Annotated in this window: 17 protein-coding genes; 11 read left to right on the top strand and 6 right to left on the bottom strand. The window is 43.2% G+C overall.

Annotated elements, in window-relative coordinates:
- The first annotated feature begins 304 nt into the window (after nt 1–304).
- The 6 genes from dnaB to KQP79_RS22715 all read left to right on the top strand — a co-directional run bounded on the left by dnaB (nt 305) and on the right by KQP79_RS22715 (nt 7,704).
- Nucleotides 305–1,867 (top strand): replicative DNA helicase, encoded by a 1,563-nt coding sequence (dnaB, locus tag KQP79_RS22690; RefSeq protein WP_022199634.1) that lies wholly within the window; start codon nt 305–307, stop codon nt 1,865–1,867.
- 111 nt (nt 1,868–1,978) lie between these two features.
- On the top strand, nt 1,979–4,441 hold the full coding sequence (pheT, locus tag KQP79_RS22695; protein WP_138343730.1) for a phenylalanine--tRNA ligase subunit beta: 2,463 nt from the start codon (nt 1,979–1,981) through the stop codon (nt 4,439–4,441).
- Between the two features lie 31 nt (nt 4,442–4,472).
- Nucleotides 4,473–5,207 (top strand): YebC/PmpR family DNA-binding transcriptional regulator, encoded by a 735-nt coding sequence (locus KQP79_RS22700; RefSeq protein WP_004295595.1) that lies wholly within the window; start codon nt 4,473–4,475, stop codon nt 5,205–5,207.
- A gap of 9 nt (nt 5,208–5,216) precedes the next feature.
- Nucleotides 5,217–5,462 (top strand): TIGR03905 family TSCPD domain-containing protein, encoded by a 246-nt coding sequence (locus KQP79_RS22705; RefSeq protein ID WP_004295596.1) that lies wholly within the window; start codon nt 5,217–5,219, stop codon nt 5,460–5,462.
- A gap of 197 nt (nt 5,463–5,659) precedes the next feature.
- Complete coding sequence (locus KQP79_RS22710) at nt 5,660–6,913, top strand: Nramp family divalent metal transporter (RefSeq protein ID WP_004295597.1); 1,254 nt, start codon at nt 5,660–5,662, stop codon at nt 6,911–6,913.
- A gap of 29 nt (nt 6,914–6,942) precedes the next feature.
- A complete protein-coding gene (locus KQP79_RS22715; RefSeq protein WP_004303567.1) occupies nt 6,943–7,704 on the top strand; it encodes an exodeoxyribonuclease III in 762 nt (253 codons plus the stop codon).
- On the opposite strand, the gene KQP79_RS22720 is transcribed toward KQP79_RS22715, so the two are convergent.
- Nucleotides 7,699–8,106, bottom strand: a complete 408-nt coding sequence (locus KQP79_RS22720) for a secondary thiamine-phosphate synthase enzyme YjbQ (RefSeq protein ID WP_004309216.1) — start codon at nt 8,104–8,106, stop codon at nt 7,699–7,701. The genes KQP79_RS22715 and KQP79_RS22720 overlap by 6 nt on opposite strands.
- A gap of 11 nt (nt 8,107–8,117) precedes the next feature.
- Nucleotides 8,118–8,384, bottom strand: a complete 267-nt coding sequence (locus tag KQP79_RS22725; protein ID WP_004295600.1) for a hypothetical protein — start codon at nt 8,382–8,384, stop codon at nt 8,118–8,120.
- Between the two features lie 92 nt (nt 8,385–8,476).
- Here KQP79_RS22725 and KQP79_RS22730 point away from each other — a divergent pair, with 92 nt between their 5' ends.
- The 4 genes from KQP79_RS22730 to KQP79_RS22745 all read left to right on the top strand — a co-directional run bounded on the left by KQP79_RS22730 (nt 8,477) and on the right by KQP79_RS22745 (nt 12,517).
- Entirely contained in the window at nt 8,477–8,935 is a 459-nt protein-coding gene (locus KQP79_RS22730) for a C-GCAxxG-C-C family protein (protein WP_004295601.1), read from the top strand.
- 153 nt (nt 8,936–9,088) lie between these two features.
- A complete protein-coding gene (locus tag KQP79_RS22735) occupies nt 9,089–9,289 on the top strand; it encodes a winged helix-turn-helix domain-containing protein (RefSeq protein ID WP_004295603.1) in 201 nt (66 codons plus the stop codon).
- 128 nt (nt 9,290–9,417) lie between these two features.
- Entirely contained in the window at nt 9,418–11,199 is a 1,782-nt protein-coding gene (gene lepA / locus KQP79_RS22740; RefSeq protein WP_004325757.1) for a translation elongation factor 4, read from the top strand.
- A gap of 139 nt (nt 11,200–11,338) precedes the next feature.
- The gene (locus tag KQP79_RS22745; protein WP_004309214.1) at nt 11,339–12,517 is read left to right on the top strand and encodes a hypothetical protein; all 1,179 of its coding nucleotides are present in this window, start codon (nt 11,339–11,341) and stop codon (nt 12,515–12,517) included.
- A gap of 155 nt (nt 12,518–12,672) precedes the next feature.
- Here the strand turns inward: KQP79_RS22745 and KQP79_RS22750 are convergent, their stop codons facing one another.
- The 4 genes from KQP79_RS22750 to KQP79_RS22765 form a co-directional block, all read right to left on the bottom strand.
- Nucleotides 12,673–13,908, bottom strand: a complete 1,236-nt coding sequence (locus KQP79_RS22750) for a DNA recombination protein RmuC (RefSeq protein ID WP_004303563.1) — start codon at nt 13,906–13,908, stop codon at nt 12,673–12,675.
- Nucleotides 13,908–14,762 carry a type I methionyl aminopeptidase gene (gene map / locus KQP79_RS22755; RefSeq protein WP_004309213.1) on the bottom strand — a complete coding sequence of 285 codons (855 nt, stop codon included), beginning with the start codon at nt 14,760–14,762 and terminating at the stop codon, nt 13,908–13,910. The genes KQP79_RS22750 and map overlap by 1 nt, the downstream gene beginning before the upstream one ends.
- Before the next feature lie 100 nt (nt 14,763–14,862).
- On the bottom strand, nt 14,863–15,486 hold the full coding sequence (locus KQP79_RS22760; RefSeq protein WP_004309212.1) for a DUF4858 domain-containing protein: 624 nt from the start codon (nt 15,484–15,486) through the stop codon (nt 14,863–14,865).
- A 111-nt stretch (nt 15,487–15,597) separates the two neighbouring features.
- Nucleotides 15,598–17,238: a B12-binding domain-containing radical SAM protein gene (locus tag KQP79_RS22765; protein ID WP_004309211.1), complete on the bottom strand. Its 1,641-nt coding sequence runs from the start codon at nt 17,236–17,238 to the stop codon at nt 15,598–15,600.
- A gap of 111 nt (nt 17,239–17,349) precedes the next feature.
- On the opposite strand from KQP79_RS22765, the gene KQP79_RS22770 reads away from it, so the two are divergent.
- Nucleotides 17,350–17,763, top strand: coding sequence for a hypothetical protein (locus KQP79_RS22770; protein WP_138343732.1), 414 nt, complete (start codon nt 17,350–17,352; stop codon nt 17,761–17,763).
- Nucleotides 17,764–17,778 lie beyond the last annotated feature (15 nt).

Consider the following 17,778-nt stretch of genomic DNA (forward strand, 5'->3'; position numbering starts at 1 on the left):
CACATCAAAAGCAAAAGCGTAACGACCACTCTTTCAGTTGAATCGCTACGCTTTTCTCAAATTTACTTTTTAGCTATCTGTTTATTTTACAATTTACGATTTACTATTTGCAGTGCCGCACATGACAATTAATCATGTGTTGAATGTAATTCGGGAGCAAAGTTAGTAAAATCTTCATTTTTCCTTATCCATTCTTCATGATTATATTCTATCTTTGTCGTCCCGACTGGAAAAACTCTGTTATAAAGGAGTTTGTCCGGTCGCAAAATAGTAAATAGTAAATTGTAAAATAGTAAATACCTCGATGGCCGAACAGAAAAGAAATACCCGCAATTCAAAGTCTACTAAAATACAACCGGTAAATGATTATGGACGTATTCAGCCGCAGGCGCCTGAACTGGAAGAAGCAGTTTTGGGAGCTTTGATGATTGAAAAAGACGCTTACTCATTGGTGAGTGAGATTCTTCGTCCCGAATCTTTTTACGAACGCCGGCATCAGTTGATTTATTCTGCTATCACCGATCTTGCGGTGAATCAGAAGCCGGTGGATATTCTGACTGTAAAGGAACAACTTAGCAAACGTGGAGAATTGGAAGAGGTGGGAGGCCCGTTCTATATTACTCAATTGAGTAGTAAGGTGGCTTCATCAGCGCATATTGAGTATCACGCCCGTATTATTGCACAGAAATCTCTGGCGCGTGAGCTGATTACATTTACAAGCAATATCCAGAGTAAGGCGTTCGATGAAACGCTGGATGTGGACGACTTGATGCAGGAAGCGGAAGGTAAACTTTTTGAGATTTCGCAGCAGAACATGAAAAAGGATTATACGCAGATCAATCCGGTGATTGACGAAGCCTATAAGCTGATTCAGAAGGCTGCGGCGCGAACCGACGGTTTGAGTGGTCTTGAGAGTGGTTTTACAAAGCTCGATAAGATGACTTCCGGTTGGCAGAATTCCGACCTTATCATTATCGCTGCACGTCCTGCGATGGGTAAGACCGCCTTTGTTCTTTCTATGGCTAAGAATATTGCTGTCGATTATCGGAACCCGGTGGCGTTGTTCTCTCTTGAAATGAGTAACGTTCAGTTGGTGAACCGTTTGATTTCCAATGTCTGCGAAATTGAAAGTGGAAAGATCAAGAGCGGACAGTTGGCTGGTTATGAGTGGCAACAGTTGGACTATAAACTGAAGAATCTGATGGATGCACCGCTTTACGTGGATGATACTCCGTCTCTGTCTGTATTTGAACTTCGAACGAAAGCGCGTCGTCTGGTACGTGAACATGGAGTGAGAATCATTATTATTGACTACCTTCAGTTGATGAATGCGAGCGGTATGGCATTTGGTAGCCGTCAGGAAGAGGTTAGTACCATTTCCCGTTCGTTGAAAGGACTGGCGAAAGAGTTGAATATTCCGATTATCGCACTGTCGCAGTTGAATCGTGGTGTGGAAAGTCGTGAAGGTATTGATGGTAAACGTCCGCAGTTGAGTGACCTTCGTGAATCGGGAGCCATCGAGCAGGATGCCGATATGGTGTGCTTTATCCATCGTCCGGAATACTATAAGATTTATCAGGATGATCGTGGTAATGACCTGCGTGGTATGGCGGAGATTGTCATCGCCAAGCATCGTAATGGTGCGGTAGGCGAGGTGTTGCTCCGGTTTAAGGGAGAATTTACCCGTTTCTCCAATCCGGAGGACGATATGGTTATCCCGATGCCGGGTGAGCCTGCCGGGGCTATGTTAGGATCGAAAATGAATACAGGTAATGCAGGTTCCGTACCTCCTTCTCCCGCGCCTGATTTTGCACCGCAGACAGCGAATCCGTTCGGAGCACCGGGGGATGGACCTTTGCCGTTCTAGTTGCGTCCCTGTGGTGAAATAACGCGCAATTTTTTATCTAACCTTCTCGGTCAACCGAAAAATCTTATTAACTTTGCAAATCTTTTTGAGAAACAATAAAAAATTAAATATATGAATATCTCTTATAACTGGCTGAAAGAGTATGTCAATTTCGACCTGACGCCCGATGAAACGGCTGCTGCGTTGACGTCTATTGGCTTGGAAACAGGTGGTGTAGAAGAAGTGCAAACCATTAAAGGTGGTTTGGAAGGACTGGTGATCGGTGAAGTGCTGACCTGCACGGAACATCCTAATTCTGACCATTTGCATATTACTACTGTCAATCTGGGAGACGGTGAACCGGTACAGATTGTTTGTGGTGCCCCGAATGTGGCTGCCGGACAGAAAGTGGTGGTAGCTACTTTAGGTACAAAACTTTATGATGGTGACGAATGTTTTACCATCAAGAAATCAAAAATCCGTGGGGTGGAATCTACTGGTATGATTTGTGCCGAAGACGAAATCGGTATCGGTACGGATCATGCAGGTATTATCGTATTGCCGGAAAATGCTGTTCCGGGTACGCTTGCCAAGGATTATTATAATATCAAGAGCGATTATGTACTGGAAGTGGATATCACGCCTAACCGTGCGGATGCCTGCTCTCACTATGGGGTAGCTCGTGACCTGTATGCTTATCTGATTCAGAACGGTCGTCAGGCAACTTTACAACGCCCGTCAGTGGATGGCTTTAAAGTGGAAAACCATGACTTGAATATCGAAGTGAAGGTTGAAAACAGCGAAGCTTGTCCGCATTATGCCGGTGTTACCGTGAAAGGTGTAACGGTGAAGGAGAGTCCGGAATGGCTGCAAAACAAATTGCGCCTGATCGGTGTGCGTCCTATTAATAATGTAGTGGATATTACGAACTATATCGTTCATGCTTTCGGTCAGCCGTTGCATTGCTTCGATGCCGGAAAGATTAAAGGCAATGAAGTGATTGTGAAGACAATGCCCGAAGGTACTCCGTTCGTTACGTTGGATGAAGTGGAGCGTAAGTTGAACGAACGCGACCTGATGATTTGCAACAAGGAAGAGGCCATGTGTATTGCCGGCGTATTCGGCGGACTGGACTCCGGCTCTACGGAAGCTACGACAGACGTATTCATCGAAAGTGCTTATTTCCATCCTACATGGGTGCGTAAGACGGCTCGTCGTCATGGCTTGAATACGGATGCTTCTTTCCGTTTCGAACGTGGTATCGATCCGAACGGTGTGATTTATTGCTTGAAACTGGCTGCTTTGATGGTGAAAGAACTGGCTGGCGGTACGATTTCTTCTGAAATAAAAGATGTATTCACTACTCCTGCACAGGATTTTATCGTCGATCTTGCTTACGAAAAAGTACATTCTTTGGTAGGTAAAGTGATCCCGGTAGAGACAATCAAGAGCATTGTGACTAGCTTGGAAATGAAGATTACCAATGAAACGGCAGAAGGACTGACATTGGCTGTTCCTCCTTATCGTGTAGACGTGCAGCGTGATTGCGATGTGATTGAAGATATTCTTCGCATCTATGGATATAATAATGTGGAAATTCCGACTACGCTGAACTCCAGTCTGACTACAAAGGGTGAACACGACAAGTCGAATAAATTGCAGAGTCTGATTGCAGAACAACTGGTGGGTTGTGGATTCAATGAAATTCTGAACAACTCACTGACTCGTGCTGCTTATTATGATGGGTTGGAGGCTTATCCGTCCAATCACCTGGTGATGTTGCTCAATCCGTTGAGTGCTGATTTGAACGCTATGCGTCAGACCTTGCTGTTCGGCGGACTGGAAAGCATTGCTCATAACGCCAATCGTAAGAACGCTGATTTGAAATTCTTCGAATTCGGTAACTGTTATTATTTCAATGCTGACAAGAAGAACGAAGAGAAGGTACTGGCTCCTTATTCGGAAGATTATCACCTGGGCTTGTGGGTAACCGGTAAGAAGGTTTCCAATTCATGGGCACATGCAGATGAGAACAGTTCGGTATATGAATTGAAGGCTTATGTAGAAAATATATTGAAGCGTCTGGGACTGGATTTGCACAATCTGGTTGTCGGTAATCTGACGGACGATATTTTTGCTGCCGCACTTTCTATCAATACGAAGGGTGGTAAGCGTCTTGCTTCCTTCGGTATCGTGACTAAGAAGCTGTTGAAAGCATTTGATATTGACAATGAAGTGTATTTTGCCGACTTGAACTGGAAGGAACTGATGAAGGCTATCCGTTCTGTGAAGATCAGCTACAAGGAAATCTCCAAGTTCCCTGCTGTGAAACGTGACCTGGCATTGTTGCTTGACAAGAATGTGCAGTTTGCCGAAATTGAAAAGATTGCTTACGAAACAGAGAAGAAGCTGCTGAAAGAAGTGGAACTCTTCGATGTGTACGAAGGTAAAAATCTGGAAGCAGGCAAGAAGTCGTATGCAGTGAGCTTCCTGCTTCAGGATGAGAGCCAGACTTTGAATGATAAGATGATTGATAAGATCATGTCGAAACTGGTGAAGAACTTGGAAGATAAGCTGGGTGCCAAACTTAGATAAACTTAAAATTTCAATCTAAAAATATAAACCAATGGGAAGAGCATTTGAATATAGAAAGGCCGCTAAACTGAAAAGATGGGGCCACATGGCTAAAACATTTACAAGACTGGGTAAACAAATCGCGATAGCTGTAAAGGCAGGCGGTCCGGAACCTGAAAATAACCCGACTTTGCGTTCGGTGATCGCTACTTGTAAGCGTGAAAATATGCCGAAGGATAATATTGAACGTGCTATCAAAAACGCAATGGGTAAAGACCAGAGCGACTACAAGAGCATGACTTACGAAGGATACGGTCCTCACGGTATTGCTGTATTTGTGGATACGCTGACAGATAACACAACCCGTACGGTGGCTGACGTTCGTTCGGTATTTAATAAGTTTGGCGGTAATCTCGGTACAATGGGATCTCTCGCGTTCCTGTTCGACCACAAATGTGTATTCACTTTCAAGAAGAAAGACGGATTGGATATGGAAGAACTGATTCTGGATCTGATCGATTATGATGTGGAAGATGAATACGAAGAGGATGATGAAGAAGGAACAATCACTATCTATGGTAATCCCAAGAGCTATGCCGCTATTCAGAAACACCTGGAGGAGTGTGGCTTTGAAGATGTCGGTGGAGACTTCACTTATATCCCGAACGACATGAAAGAGGTGACTCCGGAACAGCGCGAAACATTGGATAAGATGATCGAACGTTTGGAAGAATTTGACGACGTGCAGACTGTTTATACCAATATGCAGCCGGAAGAGGGAGAATAAGACAAGGTTATGGAATATGTGTATAGAACCCAGGGAACTTGCAGCACCAACATCGAACTGAATGTGGAAGATGGAGTGGTGAAAGAAGTTGCTTTCTGGGGAGGATGTAATGGTAACCTTCAAGGTATTTCCCGCCTTGTGAGAGGAATGAAGGTAGCGGATGTTATCGCAAAACTTGAAGGAGTGCATTGTGGTGGCAGACCGACTTCATGTCCTGACCAATTGTGTCGTGCATTACATGAGATGGGATATTAATCGACTTCTTTTATTTTTGTAAAATTTGATATTTTTCAAGACCTTCGGCAATTTATTTTGTCGAGGGTCTTTTTTTTGTGGGAATCCATAGGGGGGGATCCGGGTGTTGTTTACTTACTTGTCGGTATTTTGAACTAAAATTGACCTTCACTCGTTATTTATAAGTATATTTGTAAGGTTAAAACTATTATGCAAAAATGAAGAATATTTTTCAAGACTTAAAACGCAAAGATCATAAACGCTATCTGGGTGGACTGGATGTTTTTAAATATATTGGTCCGGGGCTTCTGGTTACGGTAGGATTTATTGATCCGGGAAACTGGGCTTCTAACTTCGCCGCCGGTTCCGAATTTGGCTATTCCTTACTTTGGGTGGTTACATTGTCTACTATTATGCTGATTGTGCTTCAGCACAACGTTGCCCACCTGGGGATTGTTACCGGACTTTGCCTTTCGGAGGCGGCCACTAAATACACTCCCAAATGGGTGTCGCGACCTATTCTTGGTACGGCGGTATTGGCGTCGATTTCTACTTCTTTAGCGGAAATTCTGGGAGGTGCCATTGCGTTGGAAATGCTCTTTGATATTCCTATTATATGGGGAGCTGTGTTGACTACGCTTTTTGTCTCTATCATGCTTTTCACTAATTCGTATAAAAAGATAGAGCGTTCCATCATTGCATTTGTCTCTGTTATCGGGCTTTCGTTTATCTACGAACTGTTTCTGGTGGAAATAGACTGGCCGGCTGCGACAGCAGGGTGGGTGACTCCTTCTTTTCCGAAAGGAAGTATGCTGATTATCATGAGTGTGTTGGGAGCGGTAGTGATGCCTCATAATCTGTTTCTTCATTCGGAGGTGATTCAGAGTCACGAATATAATAAGAAAGATGATGCTTCTATTAAGAAGGTTTTGAAATATGAGTTGTTTGATACTCTTTTCTCTATGATTGTCGGCTGGGCGATTAACAGTGCCATGATTCTTCTGGCTGCCGCTACTTTCTTTAAAAGCGGTATTCAGGTAGAGGAACTGCAACAGGCTAAGTCATTGCTCGAACCTTTGTTGGGAAGTAATGCTGCCATCGTATTTGCACTGGCATTGCTGATGGCGGGTATTTCATCCACCATTACGAGCGGAATGGCGGCAGGTTCCATCTTTGCGGGTATTTTCGGTGAATCGTATCATATCAAAGACAGCCATTCGCAGGTAGGAGTCCTTTTATCTCTGGGAATTGCCTTATTGCTGATTTTCTTTATTGGAGATCCTTTCAAAGGATTGATTATTTCGCAGATGATACTTAGTATTCAATTACCTTTCACGGTATTTTTGCAGGTGGGACTGACGTCTTCCCGAAAGGTGATGGGAGATTATGTCAATAGTCGTTGGAGCACGTTTGTGTTGTATTCGATTGCCATTATTGTTTCGGTACTGAATATCATGCTTTTGTTTTCATAAAATGAATATAAATCAATACATATAGATCGATGAAGATTATTACTTATAATGTGAACGGACTACGTGCCGCCGTATCTAAAGGTTTGCCGGAATGGCTGGCGCAGGAGAATCCTGATATTCTTTGTCTGCAAGAAACGAAACTGCAACCGGACCAGTATCCGGGAGAGGTGTTTGAAGCGTTGGGTTACAAGTCTTATTTGTATTCGGCGCAGAAGAAAGGATACAGTGGAGTGGCCATACTTACCAAGCAGGAACCGGACCATGTGGAATATGGGATGGGAATGGAGGCTTATGATAATGAAGGACGTTTTATCCGGGCGGATTTCGGAGACTTATCGGTAGTCAGTGTTTATCACCCTTCGGGAACGAGCGGGGACGAACGCCAGGCTTTTAAAATGGTGTGGCTGGAAGATTTTCAAAAGTATGTGATGGAGTTGCAGAAGTCCCGTCCCAATTTGATTCTTTGTGGTGATTATAATATCTGCCATGAGCCGATCGACATTCATGATCCTGTCCGGAATGCAACAAACAGTGGTTTCCTTCCTGAAGAACGGGAGTGGATGACACGTTTCCTGTCTGCGGGGTATGTGGATTCTTTCCGTACGCTTTGTCCCGAAAAACAGGAATATACCTGGTGGAGCTATCGTTTTAATTCGCGTGCCAAAAATAAGGGTTGGAGAATTGACTATTGCATGGTTAGTGAGCCGGTACGCCCGCTGTTGAAACGTGCGTATATCCTGAATGAGGCCGTACATTCCGATCATTGTCCGATGGCGTTGGAAATATTATAGGATAGTAATACTCAATTTACGGGTGTCTCCTCCGTCGCGAAATTCGCAGAGGTAGACACCTTGCCATGTTCCCAGGTTCAGGCGGTGATTCTTGATGGGGATAGTGACCGAGCTTCCTATCAGGGAGGCTTTTATATGGGCGCTCATATCGTCGGGGCCTTCGAGGGTATGGATGAAATAGGGGGCACCGTCGGGAACCAGTTTATTAAAGAATGTCTGGAAGTCATGCCGTACGTCCGGGTCTGCATTTTCGTTGATAGTTAGTCCGGCAGAGGTGTGTTTGATAAAGACTACCAGCAGGCCACTTTCGGGAAGTGCTGGTAGTTGTGAAATGATATCACGCGTGATTAAATGAAATCCACGCGAGTAATGAGGGAGTTGAATATCGAATGTTGTAGCCATTGTTTTATCTCTTAGAATTTGGAGGGTGGATTCAGGTCCACATAGGGGTCGTTGATAGCTGACGCCATCATTGCATTGACGGCAATTCCTGCATCCTCTTTATAATTTCTTCTCTTGTTCCATTCACGTACATCTTTGAGAGTGACATCACGTTTCTTTCTGTTTTGGGGAAAACCACTTTTTCTTTTCCTGTCAGCATATTCATCCTTTCTGGCTGCGCTTATCATAGCTTGGATGGCAATGGCTGTCGATTCTTTATATGAAATAGTTTTGTTCATATTTTCTTTTTTTTGATTTTAATCTTTACGCCCTATCTGATGCAAAGATACTTTTTTATATTTTTGTGCGAAATAAAAATGCAAAATAGTTTATGGAAGATAGAATACAGAAAGCAGTGGAGCTTTTTAAGAGCGGATACAACTGCTCACAGTCGGTAGTAGCGGCCTTTGCGGATATGTATGGATTTACACAGGAACAGGCGTTGCGTATGGGTGCTTCCTTTGGCGGGGGGATAGGACGAATGCGTGAAACGTGTGGAGCTGCCTGCGGCATGTTTTTGGTGGCGGGCTTGGAAACCGGCGCTACGGAAGCGACAGACCGGGAAGGAAAAGCTGCCAATTATGCGGTGGTGCAAGAACTGGCGGCTGAATTTAAGAAGCGTAACGGCTCGCTGATTTGTGGCGAATTGTTGGGATTAAAGAAAAAAGATCCCGTTTCAACGATTCCGGAAGAGCGTACTGCTCAATATTATAGCAAGCGTCCTTGCGCTAAAATGGTGGAAGAAGCGGCAAGAATTTGGTCTGAATATCTCGAAAAGCATCCTAAATGAAAGAAAAAATGCTTTTTTATTACAAAAACGATAAAAAAGTGCTCAATAAAGTGTTATATAACATAAAAATAACTATCTTTGTCCCCGAAATAAAATCTGAAAGTCTTTTTGACCGGATGATTTTAAGCATGTCTAACTAAAATTGCAAAGCAAATGTTGAAAGAAAAAGCTGGTGTAATTGCAGGTACTATCTGGAATGCACTGAACGAAACAGAAGGAATGACTGCCAAGCAGCTTAAAAAAGCAACTAAATTGGTTGACAAAGATCTGTTCCTCGGCCTTGGCTGGTTATTGAGAGAAGACAAAGTCTCTGTGGAAGAAGTTGAAGGTGAACTCTTCATCAAATTGATCTAAGCGAGTAACTCACTTAAGCAATAAAAAAATGCGTTGGTACATGATCATAATGTTATCAACGCATTTTTTTTTATTCCGCCATTTACGTATCTTTGCACACCAAAAAGATAAAATAATAAGAATTCAGAATGAAGAATATTCGCAACTTTTGCATTATTGCTCATATTGACCACGGTAAGTCAACGTTGGCCGACCGTCTGTTGGAGTTTACTAACACCATTCAGGTGACTTCAGGGCAGATGCTTGATAATATGGATCTGGAAAAAGAAAGAGGGATCACTATCAAGAGCCATGCGATCCAGATGGAATATACTTATCAGGGGGAGAAGTATGTCCTTAACCTGATTGATACTCCGGGACACGTGGACTTTTCGTATGAGGTGTCACGTTCTATCGCTGCATGTGAAGGGGCATTGCTGATTGTCGATGCTTCGCAGGGAGTGCAGGCGCAGACGATCTCGAATCTGTATATGGCCATTGAACACGACCTTGAGATTATTCCGGTTATCAATAAATGCGATATGGCGAGCGCCAATCCCGAAGAAGTGGAGGACGAAATCGTTGAACTGTTGGGTTGCAAGCGCGAGGAGGTAATTCGTGCATCCGGTAAAACGGGTATGGGAGTGGAAGAGATACTGGCTGCTGTGATTGAACGTATTCCTCATCCCGAAGGGAATGAAGAGGCGCCGTTGCAGGCTTTGATTTTCGACTCTGTATTCAACTCTTTCCGTGGAATTATAGCTTATTTCAAGATTGAAAACGGCACGATTCGCAAGGGCGACAAGGTGAAGTTTTTCAATACGGGAAAAGAGTATGATGCCGATGAAATAGGGGTGTTGAAAATGGATATGGTGCCTCGTAACGAACTTCGTACGGGGGATGTAGGATATATAATTTCCGGTATCAAAACTTCCAAAGAGGTGAAGGTGGGAGATACCATTACACATATTGCCCGTCCGTGTGACAAGGCTATTGCCGGGTTTGAGGAGGTGAAGCCGATGGTGTTTGCCGGAGTGTACCCGATTGAGGCGGAAGATTTTGAAGATCTTCGCGCGTCTTTGGAAAAGTTGCAGCTGAATGATGCGTCGTTGACTTTCCAACCGGAGTCTTCATTGGCTTTGGGTTTTGGTTTCCGTTGTGGTTTCCTCGGATTGCTCCACATGGAGATTGTGCAGGAGCGTCTGGACCGTGAGTTTGACATGAATGTGATTACTACGGTACCGAACGTGTCCTACCATATATATGATAAGCAGGGCAATATGAAGGAGGTGCACAACCCCGGTGGTATGCCTGACCCGACGATGATTGACCATATCGAGGAACCGTATATCAAAGCATCTATTATTACAACGACTGATTATATCGGTCCTATTATGACGCTTTGTCTGGGTAAGCGTGGTGAATTGATTAAACAGGAATATATCTCCGGTAACCGGGTGGAAATCTATTACAATATGCCTTTGGGAGAAATTGTGATTGACTTTTATGATAAGTTGAAGAGTATTTCTAAAGGGTATGCGTCGTTTGATTATCATCCGAATGGTTTCCGTACTTCGAAGCTGGTGAAGCTGGATATTTTGTTGAACGGTGAGCCTGTGGATGCACTTTCTACTTTGACACATATTGACAATGCTTACGATATGGGACGCCGGATGTGTGAGAAACTGAAAGAGCTTATTCCGCGGCAGCAGTTTGATATTGCCATTCAGGCAGCTATCGGGGCTAAGATTATTTCCCGTGAAACGATTAAGGCTGTTCGTAAGGATGTGACAGCGAAGTGTTATGGTGGTGACGTGAGCCGTAAACGTAAACTGCTTGAAAAGCAGAAAAAAGGTAAAAAACGAATGAAACAAATCGGTAACGTGGAAGTGCCGCAAAAAGCCTTCCTCGCCGTACTGAAGCTGGATTAAAAATACTGCCGCAAGCAATTTTTCAGAGATCTGTTCTGAACAAATTGACTTGCGGTTAGTTTTTAATACACCAGGTGATTGCCTTCTGTCTGCAGAGCTTTCCTTGGCAATTACTTTTTAGCAACAAACAACTATAAATATGAGAAAAGTTCTGTCTTTTTCGGGCTTCCTGATGTTGGGGCTCGTGGTTTCGCAATTCCTGCCGATGATGGCAGGAGATGGGTATGGAGCTGTTAAATCCATATCGAATGTACTACTCTATGTATGTCTTAGTTTTATAATGATTAATGTAGGCCGTGAGTTCGTCCTTGATAAAACACGGTGGAAAAGTTACGCTCAAGATTATTTTATAGCCATGGCTACGGCTGCTTTACCATGGTTTATGATTGCTATTTATTATGTGTTTGTATTGCTTCCTCCCGATTTTTGGAATAGTTGGGAAGCATGGAAGGAGAATTTATTGTTAAGCCGTTTTGCTGCACCTACATCAGCCGGTATTCTGTTTACGATGTTGGCGGCTATCGGACTGAAGTCCAGTTGGATTTATAAGAAAATACAGGTATTGGCAATTTTCGATGACTTGGATACGATTCTTTTAATGATTCCTCTTCAGATTATGATGATTGGGCTGCGCTGGCAGTTGATTATTGTGGTGGTGATTGTGTTCTTGTTATTGTCGATCGGCTGGCAAAGATTGAATAAGTATGATTGGCGTCAGGACTGGAAGGCTATCCTCTTTTATTCAATGATTATATTTCTGGCTACTCAAATACTGTATCTGGGGAGTAAAGAATTGTATGGGGACGAGGGAAGTATTCATATTGAAGTCCTGTTGCCGGCATTTGTTCTGGGTATGATTATGAAACATAAGGAACATGACACACCTGTGGAACGAAAGGTGTCTACCGGGATTTCATTTTTCTTCATGTTCCTGGTGGGAATGAGTATGCCGCATTTTATCGGAGTGAACTTTGCGGAGACTCATGCTGGTTCTTATTCCGTGACTGGTTCGCAGGAGATGATGTCGTGGGGAATGATTATGTTTCATGTGGTGATTGTCTCTTTATTGTCGAATATAGGAAAGCTTTGTCCGATGTTCTTTTATCGTGACCGGAAATTAAGTGAGCGACTGGCTCTTTCCATCGGTATGTTTACCCGTGGTGAGGTAGGGGCCGGAATCATTTTCATTGCATTGGGATATAACTTGGGTGGCCCGGCATTGGTTATTTCAGTGCTTACTCTGGTATTGAATCTGATTCTGACGGGTATCTTCGTTCTTTGGGTGAAGAATTTGGCTTTGCGGAGTTATGCGGATTGACGTGATATGGAAATGTTGTAGAGCATTTTCTGTTTAGTGTGGAGGTGTGTCGAAACACTTTCTCTAATTTTTTTAGGCACGGATTATACGAATTGCACGGATAAGTTTATTTTCTTTCCGTGTTTATCGTGTAATCCGTGCCTAAATAATATCAGTTAGTAATCTGTCAAATCGTCTTCTACGTCAATAGGTAGAATCTTTTGGCTTTCTTCGTGTGGCAACTGTTCCACTTGCCGCAGTTTGCGTTCGATGGCACGTGTTCGTTTTCCCATGACTTCTTCGAGTTGGTCACCGGCGCTTTGCAAGTTCTTTTGTACTTTTTCAAGTAACCCTCCGAATTTACTGAATTCTGTTTTGACAGCTCCCAATACGGTCCAGACTTCTCCGGTACGTTTTTGGATAGCAAGTGTGCGGAATCCCATCTGGAGACTGTTGAGGATGGCGCCTAATGTTGTCGGACCTGTAACTACAATCTTATACTCCTTTTGGAGTGTTTCGATGAGACTGGTGCGTCGGATTACTTCGGCATATATGCTTTCAAACGGGAGGAACATGATGGCAAAATCTGTGGTAAAAGGCGGGTCCACATACTTATCATGGATGTCTTTTGCCATCTTTTTGATTGTATTTTCCAATTGTTTGCCGGACGATTCCATCAATGCTGCGTCTCCCGCTTCGAATGCATCGTAATATTGTTCGTATACATCTTTCGGAAATTTGGCGTCGATGGGGAGGTAGACGGTGCTGTTGGCGTCATCTTTTCCCGGAAGTTTGATGGCAAATTCTACAAATTCGGTTCCGCTCTTTTTGGTTTTGACATTGGCGTCGTACTGTTCGGGGCTCATCATTTGTTCTAAGAGTGCACCCAGTTGGACTTCGCCGAACGTTCCTCTCATCTTTACGTTGCTCAATACCTTTTTTAGTCCGCCGACATCTTGAGCAAGAGATTTCATTTCTCCCAGTCCTTTTTGCACGTTCTCAAGTTGCGAACGGACGATTTCGAATGATTGACCGATACGTTCATTCAGGGTTTTCTGGAGCTTTTCTTCCACCATCAGGCGCATGTCATCCAGTCGTTTCTCGGTGGATTTCAGTAATGCTTCCTGCTGGCGGGCCATCATGTCGAATTTCTGTCGTTGCAGTTCTCCGGTAGTCATCATATTCTTGTGCAGAACATCTTGGAGCTGTTGCATATTCTGGTTCAGCGTTTGCGTCATTTCCATGCGAAGTTCCCGGATGCTGCGGTTCAGTTCTTCCCGGTTTTCCTGCATTTGCTGACGCAAGGCTATTTGTAATTGTTCTGCTTGAGTTTGATTGTTGCCTTTGGTTAGTGATAATACAAGTAGGACTATCATTAACACGGCAATAACAATAAGTAGAATCAGTTCCATTAATATGTCAGAATTTCGTTTCCGGTTTCAGTAATCAGAATCATATTTTCCCATTGGGCGGAAGGCAGTCCATCGTCGGTGCAGACGGTCCATCCGTCGGCATCGTCTACAAACACTTCGTAGGTTCCCATATTAATCATGGGTTCGATGGTGAAGGTCATGCCCGGCACGATCATCATGCCTGTGCCCCGGCGTCCGAAATGTTCTACGTCCGGTTCCTCATGGAATTGCATCCCTACGCCATGTCCGCAGAGATCACGGACTACGCTGAATCCGTTCTTTTCTGCATGTTCCTGGATGGCGGCGCCTACATCACCCAGCTGTTTCCAGGGTTGTGCGGCAGCAATTCCTATTTCCATACATTCTTTGGTTACCTGTACTAACTTTTGCATATCAAGGTTGACGTCTCCAATCATAAACATACGGGATGCATCGGAAAAATATCCTTTGTAAATGGTGGAAACATCTACATTGATAATATCTCCGCTTTTCAGAATCTCATTTTTATTGGGTATTCCGTGACACACTACATCGTTGATGCTGGTGCAAACACTTTTGGGAAATCCTTCGTAGTTGAGTGGGGCAGGGATGGCACCGTGACTGGTGGTGAAATCATACACTAGCACATCAATTTCTTCGGTGGACATGCCTTCCCGGATATTCTCTGAAATATAGTCCAGCAGTGCAGTATTGATCTTGGCACTTTCCCGGATACCTTCCAGTTGCTCGGGAGTACGGAGTACTTTGCGCGGTGGAAGTTTATAACCTTGCTTTCTGTATTTCTGTATTTTTGCTTCTACTTCTGCCGGATAATTAGAGGGGGTAAACCGGAATCCCTTGATAAAGTTCTTCATTATGATAGCATATTTAATCGTATGACAAAGGTACGAGAATAAATGGAAAATATGCTTTCTTGTTTTCTAAAACTTTTCGATTCCTGATTGTCGGCACGGGTTACCATTCGTATGAAACACTAATTTGAGGTATCCATTCCCATCTTTTGCGGAGGACATTGTATTGGTATTGTACCCCTGTTTTTATTTTCCAGTTTTTATTTATTTTGAGAACAACATTACTACCCAATTGGGTGGGTTCCACTTCGGAAGGGAGGCCCCGGTGTTTTCGGGTATCAAGGTTTTGTACGCCATATATGTTGAGAGACCATTTGGGAGATAAATTATATTCTATTTGGCTTTGGATATGAAAGCAACTGGAATTTTCTGCAAAATTACTTTTACTGTGCAGCACAAGATTCTTGTTTATTCTTAACCAGGAGTAAGTGGGTAAAAAGGTGGAACCCGGTTTTAGGAATGTCTGATAAGTGCGAATGGAAGGTTTCGAAAAAATCATGGAAGATTTTAAAGTCGGTAGTGTGGGATCAAAATCTACAAATGGTTTTCGAGAGTACATGTTTTGCTCTACTTTTTCGATAAACTTTCTATTTATCTTGATCTCCTGATCGGATTCCAGCATTTGCTGAAGTCTCAATGAATCCTGTTTGTTCCATTCTTGTCCTGTTGCGGATAAGGGGAACAATAATAGGCAAAAAATATTGAATTGATATTTTCGAATGTCCATACACTGTGCTAGTAAAGTTTATTGTATGGACGGTGGAAAACAGGAAATGCTGCTCTAAACGATTAGCGACTAATAATAATTTCACATAATATGAGAATACTTTTCTTTTATTTATGATAGTTTTTTAGCCTTGAAAACCGGTTGTATCTTCTGAATCTCCGACTCAAAACCAAACCAGTAACCATGTCCTTCTTCATCGGTGGGAAGGAAACATAATCGTAGATTCTCGCGATATGCTCCGTATTCTATTTCCCAGCTTTCAGGTGGTAGCTGTCTTTTGGTTCTTACTTTTTCTGCCGGAGCTTTTTTTAATGACATACCCGCTTCTATCCATGCAATGCTGACTTGTGTCAGGTAGTCGGGATAATGATTCTTGCAGAAGTCATAGAGGATTAATCCTCTTTTTTCCAGGCTAAGAGGGGTGTCAATCACATCTGTTTGAACTAAATGATCGAGTAACTCATGTATAAAATGAGGGTTTTCGAGAATGAGTATCCGTGTGATGCTTCGCCAAGTTGGGGTATTGTAGAAACCGTCTAACAGGCGGGACAGATAATGTGCTGTCTGTAATTCATCTACGGTGATTTCACGAGTTTGAAGAACTTCGTATGGAGGGAGTGGAGAGTACTGTATGCCTAATTCGTCCGCTCTTCTTTTCATTTCGGTGCCCGGAAGTAATTTGAGGGATTCCAGTTGAATTTCTCCTGCGCCATACTCTGCTAAAGTACGGACATCATCGAAAATTTCTGATAGATGGTAGAGTGGGAGCCCTGCTATTAAGTCGGCATGGGTTTCCATGTTTTCAAGGGAACATAGATACTTGAGTCCGGCCAAAGCATCGGAGAGTTTGCCTATTCTCCGGCTTTGTTCAAGCACGTTTTCCCGAAGGCTTTGGATTCCGGCTTCCAGGTGTAGCAGTCTTTTAGGAAGGGTGGCTAATTCCTGTTTGAGTTCATCGGAAAGGAGTGCAGGATGAATTTCCAGATGAAAACAGATATCCGGGTATTCGCGGAATAGATTTAGTAATTCTTTTGCCCGTTTGTTGTTGTAATTGAAAGTGCGGTCCAGTACCCGTACATTCTTGATTCCGTGTTGGTGTATCACGTCAAGACGTTTCCGGGTTGCTTCAAGAGATAGGGTGCGAACCGGTTTTTCACCTCCACTGACACAAAAGGCACAGGTGTTAAAACATCCGCGGGTAGTTTCTAATTGCACAAAGGGTTTGCTCCAATTGAAGAAACGGCTCTCTTCAGGAGGGACTAATTCGGAAAAGTTCATGACACGGGCGAGCCCGTTGTCATGGTATGCTTCCGATTCATCCAGATAGCAGAGTCCTGTGATTGATTTCCATTCTTTTCTTGGCTGATTCCACACTTTTAACCATAAAGGAAATACTTCTTCGCCTTCTCCGCGAAACACTCCGCTTACAAATTTGTTCTTATATAAGAAAGCTTCATTATCTCCTAAAAACTCGGGACCTCCGAGTATAACACAGCAGTGAGGTAGTAACGCTTTTGCGCGTGAAACGATGTGCAGGAGTTGCTCGTGATTAAATAGCCAGTTGGTAGCTGCAATGATATCCGGTTGATGGCGGTAGATTTGATTGACGACACTACCGGTATTTTCATTGATAGTGGCGGAGACCGTACACCATTCAATGTCTGTATTATTTGCTATCTGGGCATGTAAGGCTGGCAATGCCAGCGAAGAATGAGCGTACGAACTATTTAAATCAAGCCAAAGAAGTTTCATGTGGAAAATTTAATATTATCTTTGCAAAGGTACAAAAAACTTGTGGCTTGTGATGTATAGTAAATATAAAATGCTAATTTTGTATTAATAAACGCAATAAACTAGAGAATTATGAAAATGATAAAGAGATATGCAGGTATCTTGATGATGCTGACTTTATTGGTTGGCTTTACTTCGTGTGAGAGTGAAGAAGAGACAGAATTTAATCTGCCTGGCGAGTGGTATACTAATGAAGAAATTGATTTCGGGGCATATACCTGGGGAAGAGGTACGCTCATGACATTTAATGCGAGAAATCAAGGAACGATTGGTTCTGCTGGTGATCCAAATTATCTGGTTTTTGAGTGGAGATGGATTGATGGAGGATATAATTCAATGGAATTATTTTTCTACGGTGACCGCACTTATGCCTATATTTGGGGTGGAGAAGCTACCGGCAGGACATTTAGTGGAACATGGTATAATAATTGGCAGGATTTTAGAGATAGAATAGATGGACAGCCATTTTATATGAGGCGTCAATAAAATAATAATGAAGAT

It is taken from the genome of Bacteroides sp. DH3716P (assembly GCF_025914115.1).
In the GTDB taxonomy this organism is placed as follows: domain Bacteria; phylum Bacteroidota; class Bacteroidia; order Bacteroidales; family Bacteroidaceae; genus Bacteroides; species Bacteroides ovatus.